The following is a 17,764-nucleotide window of genomic DNA, read 5'->3' as shown; positions in this document are numbered from 1 at the left end:
GCTATGTCCATCCGCCTTCGCCTGACGCTTTGGTATACGAGTTTGCTCGCCTTAACGATGGTGGCGTTCGGATTTTTGGTTTATTATGTGGTGTACCATAATACCATGCAGGATTTGAAAAACCGCCTATGGGACGTTGCAGGCGAATTTCGGGTAGGCGCCTTTCCCGATTTTTCGCTGGGGCTGCGAACTTCGAACCGGTTTGACCGCTCGACGATCTTTGCGCAATTGGTGAGCTACATCGAAAACGAGAGCGGCGTGGTGAGCGACAAAACCACGAATTTGCTCACCTATGAATTTCCGTATCCGGCGCTAAGCGACTTGAAGTTTCAATATCGTTTTTTGTCATACAAAATCGACAACGAACCTTTTTACATTCTGGAAAAGCCGGTTTACGACTTGGCAGGCAACAAAATCGGCCTGATTCAGATCGCTTCGTACATGGGCAAGGAGGAGGCGATGCTGGCGCTGCTGCGCCAAATCTTGTGGCTGTCGGGCCTGGCCGGCGTCCTGGTGGCGTTTGCGCTCGGCATGTTCCTGTCGCGCAAGGCGCTGCAGCCGATCGAAGAAGTGACGGCCGCGGCCGAACGGATTCAAAGCGGATCCGATCTGAGCACCCGGATTCCCGGCGACAGCCAGGACGAGATCGGGCGGCTCCGGAGGACGCTCAATCATATGCTCGAACGGCTGGAGCGCGCGTACAAGGAGCTGGAAGAATCCATTGCGGCGCAGCGGCGATTCGTTTCCGACGCGTCCCACGAGCTGCGCACGCCGCTTACGACCATCCGCGGCAACGTCGATTTTCTCGCCAAAATATGGGGCGGCGAAGGCGGCCAGGCGGAAGGCGCTCCCCTGACCGCGGAGGAACGCGAACAGCTGTCGAAGGAAGCGATCCACGATATTGCCGACGAAGCCCGGCGGATGAGCCGCCTGGTTAACGATATGCTTGCGCTGGCGAGGGCGGATGCCGGCTACACCATGCCGATGGAACGTCTGTCGCTGCGTCCGCTTGCGGAGGAAGCGGCCCGGCGCGCGGCATTTTTGCCGCGGAAAGCGGAATGGGTCGTCGGACCGCTCGATGCGCTCGACGGCGTATGGGTAAAGGGCAACCGCGATTATTTGCTGCAATTGCTGTTTATTTTTATCGAGAACGGATTCAAGTACACGCCGTCCGGCGAAGTCAGGCTGGAAGCGGTCCGTTCGGGCGACAAGGTCGGACTGGTCGTGGCGGACACCGGCATCGGCATGAGCAAGGAAGAGGTGCCGCACATCTTCGACCGGTTCTACCGCGCGGACGAATCGCGGGGCAAGACGGCCGGCACCGGACTCGGGCTGTCCATCGCCAAGTGGATCGCCGACATGCACCACGCTACGCTGGAAGTTCGGACGAAGCTCGGCGAAGGGAGCCGCTTCATCGTCTGGCTTCCCGTCGACTTTTCCCAGCCGACAGAATGCGATATAATAGAACATACGGAACGCCCTAACCTCCCTGAAGGGGAGAATCGCCAGGGGCAGGAACGGGAATGAAGCGGGGGAGAGAAGCTGCGTTCGCTGCGGCAAGCGTGCGCGCGGTCCGCTCCCGGCGAGCATTTCCGCGGCTCCCCCGCGAAGACGCATCAATCCAATACAAGGGCGGGAAAGCAGGCGCTTACATGGAAGTAATAAAGATTTCACCTCGCGGGTATTGCTACGGCGTGGTCGATGCCATGGTGTTGGCGCTGCAGACAGCGCGCAACCTGGATCTGCCGCGCCCCATTTATATTCTAGGCATGATCGTCCACAATACGCATGTGACGGAAGCGTTCAAGAACGAAGGCATCATTACGCTCGACGGTCCCAACCGTTTGGAAATTCTGGAGAAGGTGGACAAAGGCACGGTCATTTTTACCGCGCACGGCGTTTCGCCCGAAGTTCGCCGGATTGCCCGGGAGAAAGGGCTGACGACGGTGGATGCCACCTGTCCCGACGTCACGAAGACGCACGATCTGATCCGCGAGAAGGTGGCCGACGGCTACGAGGTGATTTACATCGGCAAGAAAGGCCACCCCGAGCCGGAAGGCGCGATCGGCATCGCTCCGGACCATGTTCATCTGATCGAGCGTGAAGAAGACATCGCCAATTTGGCGCTTTCCGCGGAGCGGATCATTATTACGAACCAGACGACGATGTCGCAGTGGGACATTAAGCATTTGATGGCCAAACTGCTCGAAGTGTATCCTCACGCCGAAATCCACAACGAAATTTGCCTGGCGACGCAAGTCAGACAGGAGGCCGTTGCCGAGCAGGCCAAAGGCGCGGACCTTTGCATCGTGGTCGGCGACCCGCGAAGCAACAACTCGAACCGGCTGGCCCAGGTTTCCGAGGAGATCGCGGGAGTGCCCGCCTACCGGGTGGCCGACGTGACCGAGATCAAGCGCGAATGGCTGGAAGGCGTGAACAAGGTAGCCGTCACCTCCGGCGCATCGACGCCGACGCCGCTGACGAAAGAAGTAATCGCCTACTTGGAGCAGTACGACCACAACGATCCGCAAACCTGGGAGATTCGCCGCACGGTGAACATGAAAAAGCTTTTGCCGACGATTCGGGAGAAATCGACTTAATCCATGGGGAAGCACCTCGGACAGAAAGGGAGCCTCCATGCGTTATTTGCGTAAATTACAGCGTTTGCTGAAATATCAATACCTGAAGCTGCTGCGCGCCAAGGGCGGAGCGTCCTCGGTCGCGATGGGCTTCGGCGTCGGCCTGTTCGTGGAAATGTTCAATTTGCCAACCTACGGCACTTCGTTTTTGCTGGTCTTTCCGTTGATTTTTCTGCTCAGGGGCCATTTGGCGGCGGCTTTGATCGGTTTCGTGTTCGGGAAAATCATTTACGTTCCGATGACGATCCCGAACGCGATGGTGGGCGGCTTCGTGCTGCCCAAGCATTTTAACGTGCATGTTTCCTTCCTGCCGGAATGGGCGAACCATCTTCTGCTGATCAATCTCAAGCTCATCGTCGGCGGCATGATCGACGGCGCGATCCTGGCGGCGGTTTGCTATTTTCCGATCCGGTACAGCGTCAATGCGTTCAAGGCGAAACGGAAGGAAAGGCGCAAGTCGAGACGGCAGGATGCAAGCGGCAATGCCATTCTATAAGTTCTTCCGGTGCCCCGCGTCTTCGCATTTTGGGCGTTGACATGGGGCGTTTTTTCGGCTATATTTGCTTTATCACTTAAAAGCGTATAAGCGTCAAAGCAAACAAGCGTTGAAGCGTATAAGCGTAAAAAGGTTCAGGAGCGTGAACGTCATGATCGTCATTACTTCCCCTACCATATCCGAAGAGCGGATTGCGGAAATCGTTCAGCATATCGAGAGGAGCGGCGTGCAGGCGCACGTCTCCCGCGGAACCGACCGCACGGTCATCGGCATCATCGGCAAAGCCGACCCGCATCTTGCCGAGCATCTCCGCTCGATGAAAGGGGTCGAGAACGTCATCAAGATTTCCAAGTCCTACAAGCTTGCCAGCCGCGATTTCCATCCGGACGATACGATTATCGAAATCAAAGGCGTGAAAATCGGCGGCGACAATCTTGTCGTCATGGGCGGCCCCTGCGCCGTGGAAACGCCCGAGCAGATCGATGAAATCGCCCGTCTGGTGAAGGCGGCGGGAGGCCAGGTGCTGCGCGGGGGCGCGTTCAAGCCGCGGACCGGCCCTTACAGCTTCCAGGGCATCGGCGTGGAAGGCTTGAAGTGGATGAAGGAAGCCGGCGAGAAACACGGGCTGCTGACGATTACGGAAGTCATGACCCCGGAGTACGTGGATGTGTGCGCCGAATACGCCGATATTCTGCAGGTCGGCACGCGGAACATGCAGAACTTCGACCTGCTGCGCAAGCTCGGCACGGTCCGCACGCCGGTGCTGCTCAAACGCGGCTTCAGCGCCACTTACGACGAATGGCTTAATGCCGCGGAGTACATTCTGGCCGGCGGCAACCCGAACGTGATGCTGTGCGAACGGGGCATCCGCACGTTCGAAACGTACACCCGCAACACGTTCGACTTGGCGGCCATTCCGGTTATCCAGCAGCTCTCGCACTTGCCGGTGATCGCCGACCCGAGCCATGCGACCGGCCGCCGCGAGCTCGTCGAAACGATGACGAAAGCGGCCGTTGCCGCAGGGGCGAACGGGCTGATCATCGAAATGCACACCGATCCGGACAACTCCGCGACGGGAGACGGCGTGCAGTCGCTGTTCCCGGACCAGTTTGCCAACTTGCTCAAGGATCTGGAGAAGCTGGCGCCGCTAGTCGGCAAACGTTTCGATACGGTCAAGGCCCCGGCCGAAGCGTTTGCAACCTGGAAAAAATAACGTCCGCACCATCAAGCTATTCCGCCATCCCGCCGGCGAGCGGGCGGAATAGCTTTTTTTTCTACGACAATGTGCATCTTTGCCAAGTAGTCCGTCCAGTACGCTACATTGCCTCCGTCCGCGTTGCTCAGCCCCCAAGTAGTCCGTCCAGTACGCTACATCGCCTCCGTCCGCGTTGCTCAGCCGCCAAGTAGTCCGCTCAGTATGCTACATCGCTTCCGTCCACGGTGCTCAGCCGCCAAGAAGTCCGCCCAGTACGCTACATCGCCTCCGTCCGCGTTGCTCAGCCGCCAAGAAGTCCGCCCAGTACCTCTCACTAGCTCATAGCCCCGAACGGCTATATTGGATTTTGTGCAGGATATGGGCACCTTCCGCCCCTTTCCGGACCGTATGTTGGATTTTCTCCACTGAAATGGCCCGAGAGCCGTGCGGATTCGGCTTCTACGGGCCAAAAGAGTGGATAAATCCAACATAGACCGGCTTCCGGCGCGTGAACGGCGGTATTTGGTTGGATTTTTCCAATTTAGATGCATAGATTGCGGTTGATCATCGGCTACGGTGGTTGAGTAGGTATAGACTCGGTAGCCGGATCGCCGCAGTTGCGATTATAGCTGCGGTTTATCATCGGCTGCGGTGGCTGAATGGCCGCGGTTGCTCTAAATTGCCGAAGTTTCTATATTGCCGTGGTCACGATTATAGCCGTGGTTACGATTATAGGCGTGGTTACGATTATAGCCGTGGTTACGATTATAGCCCGCGGTTGCGATTCGCGAACGAACAGCCGCTGCGCAAACCCCGGGTAGCTTCGGCCTCGGTCAATCCGGCGATGGGCATAGGGAGGGTGAAGCTCAACTGGCTCGCCGACGCCAGCGCGCATCCAAGCGCTTGAACGTTAATGGGCCGGTTGGATGGGCTAGTCTAATAGGCTGGTTGAATCTGGTCTAATGGGCTGGTTGAATGGGCCAGTCTAATGGGCCGATTGAACAGGGAGGATTAGGCCGGTTCAACGGGCCGGATGAATGGGCCGGATGAATGGGACAGTTGAATGAGGCGGCCGAATGCGCCGATCGTGGTTTTTGCGTTGTCCCGAGCCGCAAATCGGGTTTAGTTCCTAAGTAATGGAGCGTGCGGGATTCTGGATCGGCTTCGCGAAGCATAGACGTACGACGAGGGGAGGGACGGCAGAATGACAAAGCTGAAGCTGGGCGTGCTGGATCAGTCGGCTCCCGGTCCGAACGATCGGGCCGGCGAAGCGCTGCGAAATACGGTTGCGCTGGCAAGAGTCGCCGACAGGTTGGGGTATACGCGCTTTTGGGTGTCGGAACATCATCACGCGCCGGGGCTGGAGGGTTCGTCGCCCGAGGTGCTTGTTGCCGCCCTCGGAGCGAACACGTCGCGCATTCGGGTCGGGTCCGGAGGCGTGCTGCTGCCGCACTATAGCCCGTACAAGGTCGCCGAGAACTTTCGCGTGCTCGAGGGGCTGTATCCGGGCCGGATCGATCTGGGAATCGGCCGGTCTCCCGGCGGGATGCCGCTCGTCTCCAAGGCGCTGCAGTGCGGGGAAGCCGCGCGGAAAGAAGCCCGCATGGAGGACATGCTTGCGGAACTGGCCGCTTACCTGGAGCTCGGGGATCCGCTGCCTTCCGGGCATCCCTTATCGGGCCTTCACGCCATGCCCCGCGTAGAGACCGCTCCCGAGATATGGCTGCTCGGTTCGAGCGGGTACAGCGCGGCGCTTGCTTCCCGTCTGGGAGCGGGCTTCGCCTTCGCGCATTTCATCAACGGAACCGGAGGGCAGGGCGCCGTGCGGGACTACCGCAGGCATTACCGGGCGGGTCCGCTCGGCGGGCGACCGAAGGCAACCGTCTGCGTCTTTGTCCTGTGCGCGGATACGGACGCGCTGGCCGAGCGGGAGGCTGCGGCTATGGACTTGCGCCTGCTCCGCCAGGAGAAAGGGGAATACGGGCCGCTCCATCCGACGCCGGAGGAAGCGTTGGCTTACCGTTACGGCGAACGGGAGAAGCGGCGGATTCTCGACAACCGCAAACGGATGATCGTAGGAGGTCCGGACAAGGTCAGGCGGCAAATGCTGGCGTTTGCGGACAGCTACAGGACGGAAGAAATCATGGTGACCTGCATCATGTCCGATTTCCGGCTGAAGGTCAGATGCTACGAACTGCTTGCGGAGCTGTTCCTCGGCTAGTTCGCGGCGGCAACGGCGGGGAGCGTCCGTTATTAAAGGAGGAGCCCCGCCAAGCCGGGCAAACCATCATTCGGAAACGGGCTCAATGGAGGAAATGTAACATATTTCCATAGCGGATACGAATGCCATGCGGCGCAATCCTCGTTTCAAACCGCACAACAGCGGATAATGCCGCATTTTTCAAGCTTGCCGCCTCCACACGCCCCAAAATGAAGGCGTTTACAACGATTTCCCCGCCTTTTGAAAAGTGTCAGGATAGCTAACACTTCCACAAAAAATACCTTACATAACTATTGACGCTCCCTAAAGCGAGAATTATAATAACCTCAACAAGTTCAGTAAAAGTTGAACGTTCAGACGCTCTTGCGGACTTAATGTTCGGAAATGGGGAGGAAAATCTAGATGTCCGTACAAAATGTTTTGGAACTGATCAAGGAAAAAAACATTGAATTTGTCGATTTCCGCTTTGTGGACCTGTCCGGCCGCGCGCATCACATTACGCTGCCCGCATCCGAAGTTGACGCCGACACCTTTGTAAATGGGGTCGCTTTTGACGGTTCTTCGATTCCCGGCTTCCGCGGCATCGAAGAGTCCGATATGGTTATGATGCCTGATACCGAATCCGTATATATCGATCCGTTCACCGCGCACTCCACGCTGATCGTAATGAGCAACATCCATACGCCGGATGGCAAGCGTTACGACCGCGACCCGCGCTCCATCGCGCAAAAAGCGGAAGAATACCTGCAAAAAACGGGCATCGGCTCGGCCGCGTATTTCGCGCCCGAATCGGAATTCTTCATCTTCGACGACGTTCGTTACGAATCGACGATGAATTCTTCTTCCTTCTTCGTGGATTCCGAAGAAGCGGCCTGGAACACGAACCGCAAGGAAGAAGGCGGCAACCTGGGCTTCAAAGTGCGCGTGAAAGGCGGCTACGTGCCGGTCGCTCCGGTAGACTCCCAACAGGACATCCGCAGCGAAATGGTTCGCCTGATGCAGGAAGCCGGACTGCGCGTTGAGCGCCACCACCACGAAGTGGCTACGGCCGGCCAAGGCGAAATCAACTTCCGTTTCGACACGCTGACCAAGACGGCCGACAACCTCCTGAAATACAAATACATTATCCATAACGTAGCGCGCCAATACGGCAAAGTCGCAACCTTCATGCCGAAGCCGCTCTTCGGCGACAACGGCAGCGGGATGCACGTTCACCAATCCATCTTTAAAGACGGCGAGCCGCTGTTCTACCAAGAAGGCGGTTATGCGAACCTGAGCCAGCTGGCCCTGAACTACATCGGCGGCATTCTCTACCATGCGCCGGCCCTGATCGCGCTGACGAACCCGTCCACGAACTCGTTCAAACGTCTCGTTCCGGGTTACGAAGCGCCGGTTAACCTCGTGTACTCGAAAGGCAACCGTTCCGCGGCCATCCGGATTCCGGTCGCTGCCGTAACGCCGAAAGGCTGCCGCATCGAGTTCCGTACGCCGGACTCCACGGCCAACCCGTACCTGGCGTTCGCCGCTATGCTGATGGCCGGCCTGGACGGCATCAAGCGCAAAATCGATCCGAGCGCGCTGGGCTACGGTCCGTACGACAAAAACATCTACGAACTGTCCGAAGAAGAGAAGAAAGAAATCCGCAGCGTACCGGGCTCGCTGGACGAAGCGCTCGACGCGCTGGAAGCCGACCACGAGTTCCTGACCGAAGGCGGCGTCTTCACGAAGGAATTCATCGAAAACTATGTGGAATTCAAACGCGCCGAAGCGAAAGCCGTTTCCATCCGCGTTCATCCGCACGAGTACAGCCTGTATTTCGACTGCTAATCGGAACCGTTCGAAACAAAGCCGAAAGCTCCCCTGGCGGGAGCTTTTTTATTGGCAAAGGCAAGTTTCAAGACCCGACCGTAAAAACGAAGGTTATCCGTAAATGTCGGTAGGTTTGTTCGGAAATTCGTACAATTGCCACGCTTTTGGCCTTTTTCCCGGTTGAAGTGTTCGTGATGCTTTGTTATGATAAGCCTATTATGAAACTACACAAGGTGGGAATCCTATGGCTAATCGTGCCTATAATTTTAACGCCGGCCCGGCCGCTCTTCCGCTGGAAGTGCTGCAGCAGGCGCAGGAGGAATTTGTCGATTTCCGCGGAAACGGCATGTCGCTGATGGAAATGTCGCATCGCGGCGCGGTGTACGAAGGCGTTCACCGGGAGACGGAACAATTGCTTCGCGAACTGCTCGGGATTCCGGACGGCTACAAGGTGCTTTTTATCCAGGGAGGAGCCAGCACGCAGTTTGCGATGGTCCCGATGAACCTGCTTCAGCCCGGCAAAGTCGCTTCGTACATCGACACCGGCAGTTGGGCGGGCAAAGCCATCAAGGAGGCGAAGCTGTTCGGACAGACGGCGATCGCGGCCTCCTCGGAGAAAGACAAATACAACCGGATTCCGTCGGCTGCGGAGCTGCAAATCGCTCCGGATTCCGCCTATGTCCATCTGACCTCGAACGAGACGATCGAAGGCACGCAGTGGCAGGAATATCCGGACACGGGTTCGGTGCCGCTGGTCGCCGATATGTCGAGCGATATTTTGTGCCGGCCGCTGAACGTTTCGAAATTCGGGCTCATTTATGCCGGGGCGCAAAAAAATCTCGGTCCTTCGGGCGTAACGATTGTCATCATCCGCGAAGACTTGATCGGCAATCCGTCGATGCCGGTGCCGACAATGCTCCGCTACGATACGCATGCGAAAAACGATTCGCTGTACAACACGCCGCCGACGTTTGCGATCTATATGACCAACCTCGTGCTGAAGTGGGTCAAAGCGCAGGGCGGAGCCGCCGCGGTCGAGAAGGCGAACCGGGCCAAAGCGAAACTTCTCTACGAAGCGATCGATCAAAGCGGCGGATTTTACCGGGGGTTCGCCGATCCGGGCAGCCGCTCGATCATGAACGTAACGTTCCGGATGGCAAGCGAGGAGCTGGAGAAGCTGTTCGTCAAGGAATCGGAGGCGGAGGGCTTTGTCGGGCTCAAAGGGCACCGGAGCGTCGGCGGCCTGAGAGCTTCGATCTACAACGCCGTGCCGCTGGCCAGCGTGCAGGCGCTGGTTGAATTCATGGCGGAATTCAAGCGCCGCCACGGCTAACCGCCCATCGTTCAAAGCGTAACCCCTTTTCGGACCGCGGCGCCTTGGCCGCGGTCTTTGCATGCGCGACAAGCTGCGAATCTAACCGCTAGGAGGGCAAACGATGGCACTGAACATCGTGCTTGTGGAGCCGGAAATTCCGGCCAATACGGGCAACATCGCCAGAACCTGCGCTGCGACCGGAACGCGGCTGCACCTGGTGCGTCCGCTCGGGTTTTCGACGGACGACCGGGAGCTGAAGCGGGCCGGACTGGATTACTGGTATGCCGTCGACATTACGTATTACGATTCCTTTCAAGAGGTTCAGGCCGCATATCCCGAAGGGCGTTTTTTTTACACCAGCACGCGCGCCCAAAAACGGTACAGCGATTTCCGGTTCCGCGACGGGGATTTTTTCGTGTTCGGGAAAGAGACGAAGGGACTGCCGCAAGCGCTGCTGGACGCAAATCCCGACACCTGCATGCGGCTGCCGATGACGGACAAGGTGCGTTCGCTGAACCTCGCCAATTCGGCGGCGATCGTCGTATACGAGGCGCTTAGGCAAAACGGGTTTTTTGGCCTGCAATAAAATATTCGACAAAAATTGACGAAATCGCTCAAAATTTATTGAAATCTTGTATAATGTTAAGCAAATCCGTCGGCCGGAAGGAATCGATTTTGTTCCTATCGAAATGTAACAGACGGTTAACGGTTCAATGCGAATAACCAGCCAAGATTACCGGGAAATGAATGGGAGGAAGTACGTTGAAACCTGCTGGAGTCGTTCGGAAGGTAGACCAACTGGGCCGCATCGTGCTGCCGAAATCGCTGCGCAAACGGTACCAAATGAATGAAGGGGATCCTGTCGAAATTTTGGTGCAGGGCGACCACATTATTTTGGAGCGCTATCGTCCCCGCTGCGTATTTTGCGGTTCGATGGAATCCGTGGGCGAATTCAAAGAACGCTACGTTTGCGCGCAATGTATCGACGAAATGGCGAAGCTGTAGGGTCTGCCGCTAAGCGAATCCTTTTTTCTGGAGTCGTCCGAATCGCCGAATCCCGGCCTTGCGGACGGCTCTTTGGCATGAGCTTTCCATCCAACGCAAAAAACGCCGGATCGACCTTGCCTTCATGGGCATTGGCGCGGCGTTTTTAAATCCCCCTTATGGACATTCCCGATCCACGCAAAAGAACAAAGCCGAAAGAAACTTGCGATTACAGCCCCTTCGTCTTGTCGTCCTGATAAGCTGCCGTCAGAATGGCGGTAAGCAGCATGGCCAGCACAAGAATGACAACCCAGAATTTATCGCTCATCCCCAGAAACATGTTCCACACCTCCACTGGACTTTCTTTATTATAACCAACACCAGGCAAAAAGAAAACGCAAAATATTGCGATTGTCCGGCATACATATAGATAGACGCGAGAAAAGCGGCTGCGCCGTCCTTGTCCGGGGTGCGCCCGCATTCGCGGAAACGACTCTAACCGGATCGACGAAAGGGGATCTTTTCTGCATCGTTGCGCGTCAACTCCTTTAAACGCATGAAGGAGGAGCTGCGGTGAGCCGAATCATCAATTGGATGGGCGGATGGCCCAAGGATGGGCTGATCGGCGCCGGGGAATGGGAAGAGAGGACCGAAAGGTTTGCCGAAAGGAATAAACAGGAGGAGGCGGACGAACAAGCGCAAGGTTTGGGCGCGCTGAGGGAGCGGATCGCCGAAGAGGCGGCCCGGTCGGCCGCGGAAGGGGACCCGTCCCGGGTCTTCATCGCGCAAGGCGCGGATGCCGCGATCGAATGGCTGGCGCGAAGTCTGCTGCGCGTTCAGGACGTGGTGCTTGTCGAACGGCCCACCAGCCGTTCGGCGCTGCAGCTTTTTAATCGGTTGGGCGCAATTCCGGTATCCGTTCCCGGAGATCAGGACGGCATGGACCCGGAGGCGCTGTCGCATGCGCTCAAACAATATCGTCCGAAGCTCGTGTATGCGGCGGTTGCGTGTACCGATCCGGAGGGAAGGGGTTGGAGCGGAGAGCGGCGGCTCGCGCTCGCCGAACGATGCCGGGATGCGGGCGTGATGCTGCTGCGGGACGACCGCCAGGCGCTGCTGCTTCCGGGCCGCCGGGGAACCGATCCGGAAGCGGAGGCGGGCGCCGCGTTCTGCTCGGTCGGGGAGCTGCCTCCCGGTCTCGTCGCCGATCTGCGGCTCGGCTGGCTGGCCTGCCGGGGCATCGGCGACGAACGGCTCCGGATGCTGACGAGCCGCGGCGGTCCGGCGCAGGTTGCGCTCCGCGATCAGCGGGCCGCCGCCGATCTGGTGCTGCCGGAAACGCTGGAGCCGCTGCTCGCGACGCAGCGGTTTGTCTGCCGCGCCAGAATCGGCTTGCTGCTGGAGCAATTAAAGCTGAAGCTTAACAAATGGCCGTCGCTGTCCTGGACGGAGCCGCAGGAAGGCATGCACGTATGGGTTTCGCTGCCGGAAGGGCTGGACGGAGACGTCCTGCTGCGGGCGGCATGGCTGCACGGCCTGCTGTTTCAGCCGGGAAGCGCGTTCTACGCCGACGAGCCGGACCGCTGCAAGCTGAGGATAACCGCCGTTCATACGGAGGAAAAGCAAATTCGCACCGGCGTGAAGCTTTTCGAGGCTTCGGTGAACGAGATGCTGGCCCGGCTCGGCTAGCCGTTTTCGGGCTTGGAGCCGGGAGCGCGGGCAGTCCCTCGCGCACGCCCGAAAGCGGCGGCTTCGCCGCCGTCCGCGCTGGCGGCGGAAACTTCCCCGGCGGCCGCTCTTGCCGCCGTCCAGCCGGCCGCCCACTCGTAACGGGCCGCCAGGACCGACGCGACCGCTTCGTATTCGTCCAGGGCGGCGTGCCCGGCGTCGGTCAATCCGTACACGCCGCGCCTTACGTGCCGGAACCATCCGTAGTGGTTGTCCCGGAGCATCCGGGCGGCATCCGGGGCGCCGGTCAGTCTCCCGACCTCCCGCGGGGGAAGCTCGCCATGGCAGCGGAGCGCAAGGGCGCAGCGGATCGCCCGCTCGCGGTAGGCGGTGACCAGCTTGCGCCCCGAGCTGCCCCCGGTGTTGTAGTCGCCGCTGCGGGCGGCGAACTCTTTCATAATCTTTGCCGCGCCGGCCCGTTTGCGGCCGTCCGCGGCAAGGCCATAGGCGGAGCCGGCCGGACCGGCGGTCTCCGGCGGCGGCTTGAGCGGGTCGGCGGCCGTACCGGCGCTTGCCCGGATCGGGCCGGGCTCGCACCACACCTCGACGGCGGGTTCTTTCGTCTTGTAGAAGGTGACGGTGATGAGCCCGAGCGACAGCCGCCTGCACAGCGCGGTCAGCTCCTGAAACCGCTGGTTGCGGGCCCCTTTCTTGGCCCGGTTCCGTTCGACGGCAAGCCATACTTCGGCGCCGGTCCGCTGCCGGTCGATTCCCTGCAGCAGCAAGGGCAGCGTAAAGGTTTTCTTCATTTCCACGATGACGGGGCGCGCGTCCGCCGCGCGGACCGCGACCAGGTCGCAGCCGAGCACTTCCGCCTTCACTTCGTAGCCGCGCCGGACGAAAAAGGCTTTGATCGGCGCATACAGTTCGGTCTCCCGTTTGACTGCCACGGATAAACGGCCTCCTGCATTTTCGAATCGCGATGATTTTTTACATTATAGCACGAACGCCGCTTTTTTCCGGCCGAGCCGCGTCCCGGCGCCGTCCAAAGCTGACATGGGAAGGGCCGCGGTATTTTTCATCGCGTTTTCGGAGCAAGATCGTCGAACTAGCCGCATACTTATGTAATACGTTTCGTAACGGGAGAGACAGAGAACGAGGGAGGAAGCGGCATGGATATATTCAAACGGATCGCGGAGTACCGGGCTGAAAGCGAGAGGCTTGCATGGTCCGGAACCTTCGCGGATTACATTGAGCTGTTGCGCCGCGATCCGACTCCGGCGATGACCGCACATGCCCGGGTATACGACATGATTATGGCGCAGGGCGTCGAGGAGATCGGAGACCGTAAGCGATACAAATTTTTCGAGAACGAGATTTACGGGCTGGACCGGACCATTGAAAAGCTGGTTGAAGAATATTTCCATTCGGCGGCGCGCAGGCTGGATGTCCGCAAACGGATTCTTTTACTCATGGGCCCGGTAAGCGGCGGCAAATCGACGATCGTCGCGATGCTGAAGCGAGGGTTGGAGCAGTATTCGCGAACGCCGCGCGGCGCGGTTTACGCGATCCGGGGTTGCCCGATGCACGAGGAGCCGCTGCACCTGATCCCGCACGAGCTGCGGCCGGAGGTGGAGCGGGAGCTGAAGGTGCGCATCGAAGGCAACCTTTGTCCGTCTTGCCAAATGCGCTTGCGAACGGAATTTGATGGAGATATTATGAAGGTGCCGGTCGAACGGGTGTTCATCTCCGAGGAAAATCGCGTCGGCATCGGCACGTTCAGCCCATCCGATCCGAAATCCCAGGATATCGCCGACCTGACGGGCAGCATCGACTTTTCGACGATCACCGAATACGGCTCGGAATCGGATCCCCGGGCTTACCGGTTCGACGGAGAGCTCAACAAGGCCAACCGGGGGCTGATGGAGTTTCAGGAAATGCTCAAATGCGACGAGAAGTTTCTGTGGAACCTTCTGTCGCTGACGCAGGAAGGCAACTTCAAGGCCGGGCGGTTCGCTCTCATTAGCGCGGACGAGTTAATCGTGGCCCACACGAACGAATCGGAGTATAAAGCGTTTATCGCCAACAAGAAGAACGAGGCGCTTCAGTCGCGGATGATCGTCATGCCGATCCCGTACAACTTGAAAGTGTCGGAAGAAGAGAAAATTTACGCCAAGCTGATCAAGCAGTCCGATATGAACCACATCCATATTGCGCCGCATGCGCTGCGGTCCGCCGCGGTGTTCTCGATTCTGACCCGGCTTAAGGAATCGAAGAAGCAGGGCATGGACCTGGTCAAAAAGATGCGCCTGTACGACGGCGAGGAAGTGGAGGGCTTCAAGGAAGCGGACCTGAAGGAAATGCAAAACGAATACGCCGACGAGGGGATGTCCGGCATCGATCCCCGGTACGTCATCAACCGGATTTCGAGCGCGCTGATCAAGCACGACCTTCCCTGCATCAATGCGCTGGATGTGCTCCGGGCGCTCAAGGACGGCCTCGACCAGCATCCTTCGATCACGAAAGAGGAGCGGGAGAAATACCTGAACTTCATTTCGGTGGCGCGCCAGGAATACGACAATCTGGCCAAAAAGGAAATCCAGAAGGCGTTTGTCTATTCGTTCGAAGAGTCGGCCCGCACGCTGTTTGAAAATTATTTGGACAATATCGAGTCGTATTGCAACTGGACCAAAATCAAAGATCCGCTTACCGGCGAAGAGATGGACCCGGACGAGCGGCTGATGCGATCGATCGAGGAGCAGATCGGCGTGTCGGAAAACGCGAAAAAAGCGTTCCGCGAGGAAATCCTGATCCGGATCTCCGCGTATTCCCGCAAAGGGAAGAAATTCGACTACAACACGCACGAGCGCCTGCGCGAGGCGATCGAGAAAAAGCTTTTTGCCGACCTGAAGGACATCGTGAAGATTACGACCTCAACCAAGACGCCGGACGAAAATCAGCTCAAGCGGATCAACGAAGTGACGAAGCGGCTCATCGAGGAGCACAGCTACTGCCCGGTTTGCGCCAATGAACTGTTACGATACGTGGGCAGCCTGTTGAACCGCTGATGGTTTAACATCGTCTAATTGACAAAAAGATTAATTTATCCACATTTTTTCAGATTTCTCGTATGGACGGTTGCAATAAGAGAGTCATTATTCTATAATTATGGCAAATATTTCATAATCTGCGGATGACGGATACTTAATCTAGCACTATCAGGCGTATTTTTGGAGGGATCGAAGCCATGGGGGAGCAAATCCGGTTGTTGGACCGCGAAGGCAGGCCCTGTACGTTGGATCTGATGGATATCGTGGTTGTCAAGCCAACGCCCAATGGACCGGTTTTTTTGACGAAGGAAGACACCTATTATTATCCGACGACATTGGAAGAGCTGTACATTCTGTTCAAGGAACACGGCTTTGAGCGGCTGGACCGGACGAATCTTGCCAATCTCCATCTGGCGCAGGCGTTCGACCCGAAAACGCGCAAGGTCTACTTCGATTATCCCTGGGATAAGGACAGCCGGTTTGCGACCGTCTCCGAGGCGAACGTGAAGAAAGTCCATCATCTGGTGAAGGAGACCCCTTCCAAATACAAGCCTTTTTCCAAACCATTGTTCGGTTCCGATTAAGATTGCGCGTCGAGGTTGCGCCCGGCTTCAGGGCGCAGCCTTTTTTCGTTTGTCCGGCCGGCGCGAAACCTGAGTTGACAGCAGGAAGCGGTTCGGTCAAACTGAAAAAAAGAGCGCCCATCTTTTTGAACGGAGCATTCATACGGACATGAATCTTTTTCGCAAATGGACGCAAATTTTGCTGTTGGCGCTGCCTTCATTTTTCTCTTTTGCCACGCAAACGGCCACCGGTTCCATTAACCTGATTATGGTCGGCCATTTGGGATACGTCGCGATTGCGGTCGTGGGCGTAACCAACATTATCATGTACAACGTGTTCGCCCTCTTCTCGGGAATCGGACACACGGTGAATTACCTGGTCGCCCAGAACTACGGTTCGGGCGAAATGAAAAAAGGAATCCAGCGCACGTATCTGGCGCTGGCGGCCAGCGCGGCCGTCGCCGTGCTGATCGCCGTTGCCGGGATTTGCGGCGGCAGGGCCGTACTCGCCTTAAGCGGCGGTTCGGACGAACTGGTGGCGGCGGGCGGACAGTACGTCGAGCTCAGGTTTTGGGCCCAGGCGCTCGGCATCGTCAGCTTCATGTTTCACGGATTTTTCCGCGGCGTCGGCGATACGCGGTCGCCGATGGTCATCTCTCTCGCCAGCAACGGGCTGATGGTTCTGCTGACGTATGCGCTGATCGAAGGCGCCTGGGGGCTGCCGGAGCTCGGCCTGGCCGGCAACGGCTACGCGATTTTGATCGGCGAAGCGTTTCAGCTCGCCTGCTGCATGTTCGTTTTCTGGGGGCTGAAGCATAGCAAGTTCGGAACGCGAATTCGGCCGAAGATCGATTGGAGCGAGCTGCGCCTTGTCTTTCGGGAGAGCGGCAAGCTGGGGCTTCAGGAATTTTCGATGAGCGTGTCGATGTACATCTTCACCATGTTCGTCGCCAGACTCGGCGACCAGGCGCTGGCGGCGAACGAAGTCGCGCTGAACGTCATGTCGTTCGGCTTTATGCCCGCGTTCGCGTTCGGAACGACGGCGACGATTCTCGTCGGGCAGGCGATCGGAAGGGGCGAGGCGCTGGCCGCGCGCAGAGCGGGAACGGATACCGCCGTTCTCGGCTCGATCTTCCTGTTTCTGCTCGGCACGGCCGAGCTGATCTGGGCGGTTCCGATCGCGCAAATTTACAGCAAGGACCCGGCGGTCTACGAAGTCGCGGCCCATTTGATCGAGGTATCCGCCTATTTGCAAATTTTCGACGGGTTTTACAATTTCTATGCCGGCGGGCTTCGCGGGGCGGGCGATACCGCCTTTCTGATGCGCTCTTCGCTGGCGCTGAATTTCCTGCTGTTCGTGCCGCTCGCCTATCTGTTGATTATGGTGCTCGACTGGGGCAGCATGGGCGCCTGGCTGTCGTTGTACACGTTCCTTACCGTGCTTGGGCTTACCGTCATGATTCGCTTTTACCGGACCGATTGGCATGCGGTCAAATTAAAAGAGGCGGCGCACTGATTTCTTTCCGCCGGACTGGCCTTCTGGCCGTATTTTCGGCGCAGCGGTTATGGGAGCTGTCCTAAAAGGGGCTGCCCGATTATCCGGTGCCATATAAAAAATGAACCTTCAACCCCTCTGTAAAAGGGGGGGATTGGAGGTTTATTTTTATTAGCACAGTATGGCATCAACACCGGACCGGTCGGAACGGCAATTGCAAGCGGGCGAGCAGCGGGGTTGGAGGCAAAGAAGGGTACTGGACGGACTACATGACGGGTTATCGTCGGGGCTGGCAGCAAAGAAGGGTACTGGACGGACTACATGGCGGG

14 protein-coding genes are annotated in these 17,764 nt (G+C 58.0%); 13 read left to right on the top strand and 1 reads right to left on the bottom strand.

Translation table 11 applies throughout. From position 1 onward, the window contains the following. Positions 1-3 precede the first annotated feature (3 nt). The 10 genes from F560_RS22725 to F560_RS0106985 all read left to right on the top strand — a co-directional run bounded on the left by F560_RS22725 (position 4) and on the right by F560_RS0106985 (position 12,348). Positions 4-1,527 (top strand): sensor histidine kinase, encoded by a 1,524-nt coding sequence (locus F560_RS22725; RefSeq protein ID WP_019005014.1) that lies wholly within the window; start codon positions 4-6, stop codon positions 1,525-1,527. 125 nt (positions 1,528-1,652) lie between these two features. Beyond that, positions 1,653-2,600 carry a 4-hydroxy-3-methylbut-2-enyl diphosphate reductase gene (locus F560_RS0107030; RefSeq protein WP_026298142.1) on the top strand — a complete coding sequence of 316 codons (948 nt, stop codon included), beginning with the start codon at positions 1,653-1,655 and terminating at the stop codon, positions 2,598-2,600. Positions 2,601-2,637: 37 nt separating this feature from the next. Further along, positions 2,638-3,135 (top strand): DUF2062 domain-containing protein, encoded by a 498-nt coding sequence (locus F560_RS0107025; protein ID WP_019005012.1) that lies wholly within the window; start codon positions 2,638-2,640, stop codon positions 3,133-3,135. A 151-nt stretch (positions 3,136-3,286) separates the two neighbouring features. Beyond that, positions 3,287-4,348: a 3-deoxy-7-phosphoheptulonate synthase gene (aroF, locus tag F560_RS0107020; protein ID WP_019005011.1), complete on the top strand. Its 1,062-nt coding sequence runs from the start codon at positions 3,287-3,289 to the stop codon at positions 4,346-4,348. Positions 4,349-5,534: 1,186 nt separating this feature from the next. After that, entirely contained in the window at positions 5,535-6,551 is a 1,017-nt protein-coding gene (locus F560_RS0107015) for an LLM class flavin-dependent oxidoreductase (protein WP_019005010.1), read from the top strand. A gap of 402 nt (positions 6,552-6,953) precedes the next feature. Beyond that, positions 6,954-8,378, top strand: a complete 1,425-nt coding sequence (gene glnA, locus F560_RS0107010) for a type I glutamate--ammonia ligase (protein ID WP_019005009.1) — start codon at positions 6,954-6,956, stop codon at positions 8,376-8,378. Positions 8,379-8,604: 226 nt separating this feature from the next. After that, the gene (gene serC, locus F560_RS0107005) at positions 8,605-9,693 is read left to right on the top strand and encodes a 3-phosphoserine/phosphohydroxythreonine transaminase (protein ID WP_019005008.1); all 1,089 of its coding nucleotides are present in this window, start codon (positions 8,605-8,607) and stop codon (positions 9,691-9,693) included. A 103-nt stretch (positions 9,694-9,796) separates the two neighbouring features. Further along, positions 9,797-10,261: a tRNA (uridine(34)/cytosine(34)/5-carboxymethylaminomethyluridine(34)-2'-O)-methyltransferase TrmL gene (gene trmL / locus F560_RS0107000; protein WP_019005007.1), complete on the top strand. Its 465-nt coding sequence runs from the start codon at positions 9,797-9,799 to the stop codon at positions 10,259-10,261. 176 nt (positions 10,262-10,437) lie between these two features. Next, on the top strand, positions 10,438-10,680 hold the full coding sequence (locus F560_RS0106995) for an AbrB/MazE/SpoVT family DNA-binding domain-containing protein (RefSeq protein ID WP_019005006.1): 243 nt from the start codon (positions 10,438-10,440) through the stop codon (positions 10,678-10,680). Positions 10,681-11,232: 552 nt separating this feature from the next. Next, complete coding sequence (locus F560_RS0106985) at positions 11,233-12,348, top strand: aminotransferase-like domain-containing protein (protein WP_019005004.1); 1,116 nt, start codon at positions 11,233-11,235, stop codon at positions 12,346-12,348. On the opposite strand, the gene F560_RS0106980 is transcribed toward F560_RS0106985, so the two are convergent. Then, the gene (locus F560_RS0106980; RefSeq protein ID WP_019005003.1) at positions 12,345-13,277 is read right to left on the bottom strand and encodes a DUF2161 domain-containing phosphodiesterase; all 933 of its coding nucleotides are present in this window, start codon (positions 13,275-13,277) and stop codon (positions 12,345-12,347) included. The genes F560_RS0106985 and F560_RS0106980 overlap by 4 nt on opposite strands. A 222-nt stretch (positions 13,278-13,499) precedes the next feature. Here F560_RS0106980 and F560_RS0106975 point away from each other — a divergent pair, with 222 nt between their 5' ends. The 3 genes from F560_RS0106975 (at position 13,500) to F560_RS0106965 (ending at position 17,456) form a co-directional block, all read left to right on the top strand. Then, on the top strand, positions 13,500-15,395 hold the full coding sequence (locus tag F560_RS0106975) for a PrkA family serine protein kinase (RefSeq protein ID WP_019005002.1): 1,896 nt from the start codon (positions 13,500-13,502) through the stop codon (positions 15,393-15,395). 179 nt (positions 15,396-15,574) lie between these two features. Further along, on the top strand, positions 15,575-15,961 hold the full coding sequence (locus F560_RS0106970; protein WP_019005001.1) for a LytTR family transcriptional regulator DNA-binding domain-containing protein: 387 nt from the start codon (positions 15,575-15,577) through the stop codon (positions 15,959-15,961). Positions 15,962-16,109: 148 nt separating this feature from the next. Next, a complete protein-coding gene (locus F560_RS0106965) occupies positions 16,110-17,456 on the top strand; it encodes an MATE family efflux transporter (RefSeq protein ID WP_019005000.1) in 1,347 nt (448 codons plus the stop codon). Positions 17,457-17,764 lie beyond the last annotated feature (308 nt).

The organism is Cohnella laeviribosi DSM 21336 (assembly GCF_000378425.1).
GTDB lineage: Bacteria > Bacillota > Bacilli > Paenibacillales > Paenibacillaceae > Cohnella > Cohnella laeviribosi.
The sequence above is the reverse complement of the archived record's forward strand: the minus strand, read 5'-3'. Positions and strand labels throughout refer to the sequence as shown.

Excerpts from the sequence above, each read along its gene's own strand:
- serC (WP_019005008.1), top strand. The coding sequence starts at position 8,605 with ATGGCTAATCGTGCCTATAATTTTAACGCCGGCCCGGCCGCTCTTCCG.
- F560_RS0106970 (WP_019005001.1), top strand. The coding sequence starts at position 15,575 with ATGGGGGAGCAAATCCGGTTGTTGGACCGCGAAGGCAGGCCCTGTACG.
- F560_RS0106965 (WP_019005000.1), top strand. The coding sequence starts at position 16,110 with ATGAATCTTTTTCGCAAATGGACGCAAATTTTGCTGTTGGCGCTGCCT.
- F560_RS0107030 (WP_026298142.1), top strand. The coding sequence starts at position 1,653 with ATGGAAGTAATAAAGATTTCACCTCGCGGGTATTGCTACGGCGTGGTC.
- F560_RS0107015 (WP_019005010.1), top strand. The coding sequence starts at position 5,535 with ATGACAAAGCTGAAGCTGGGCGTGCTGGATCAGTCGGCTCCCGGTCCG.
- aroF (WP_019005011.1), top strand. The coding sequence starts at position 3,287 with ATGATCGTCATTACTTCCCCTACCATATCCGAAGAGCGGATTGCGGAA.
- trmL (WP_019005007.1), top strand. The coding sequence starts at position 9,797 with ATGGCACTGAACATCGTGCTTGTGGAGCCGGAAATTCCGGCCAATACG.
- F560_RS22725 (WP_019005014.1), top strand. The coding sequence starts at position 4 with ATGTCCATCCGCCTTCGCCTGACGCTTTGGTATACGAGTTTGCTCGCC.
- F560_RS0107025 (WP_019005012.1), top strand. The coding sequence starts at position 2,638 with ATGCGTTATTTGCGTAAATTACAGCGTTTGCTGAAATATCAATACCTG.
- glnA (WP_019005009.1), top strand. The coding sequence starts at position 6,954 with ATGTCCGTACAAAATGTTTTGGAACTGATCAAGGAAAAAAACATTGAA.
- F560_RS0106975 (WP_019005002.1), top strand. The coding sequence starts at position 13,500 with ATGGATATATTCAAACGGATCGCGGAGTACCGGGCTGAAAGCGAGAGG.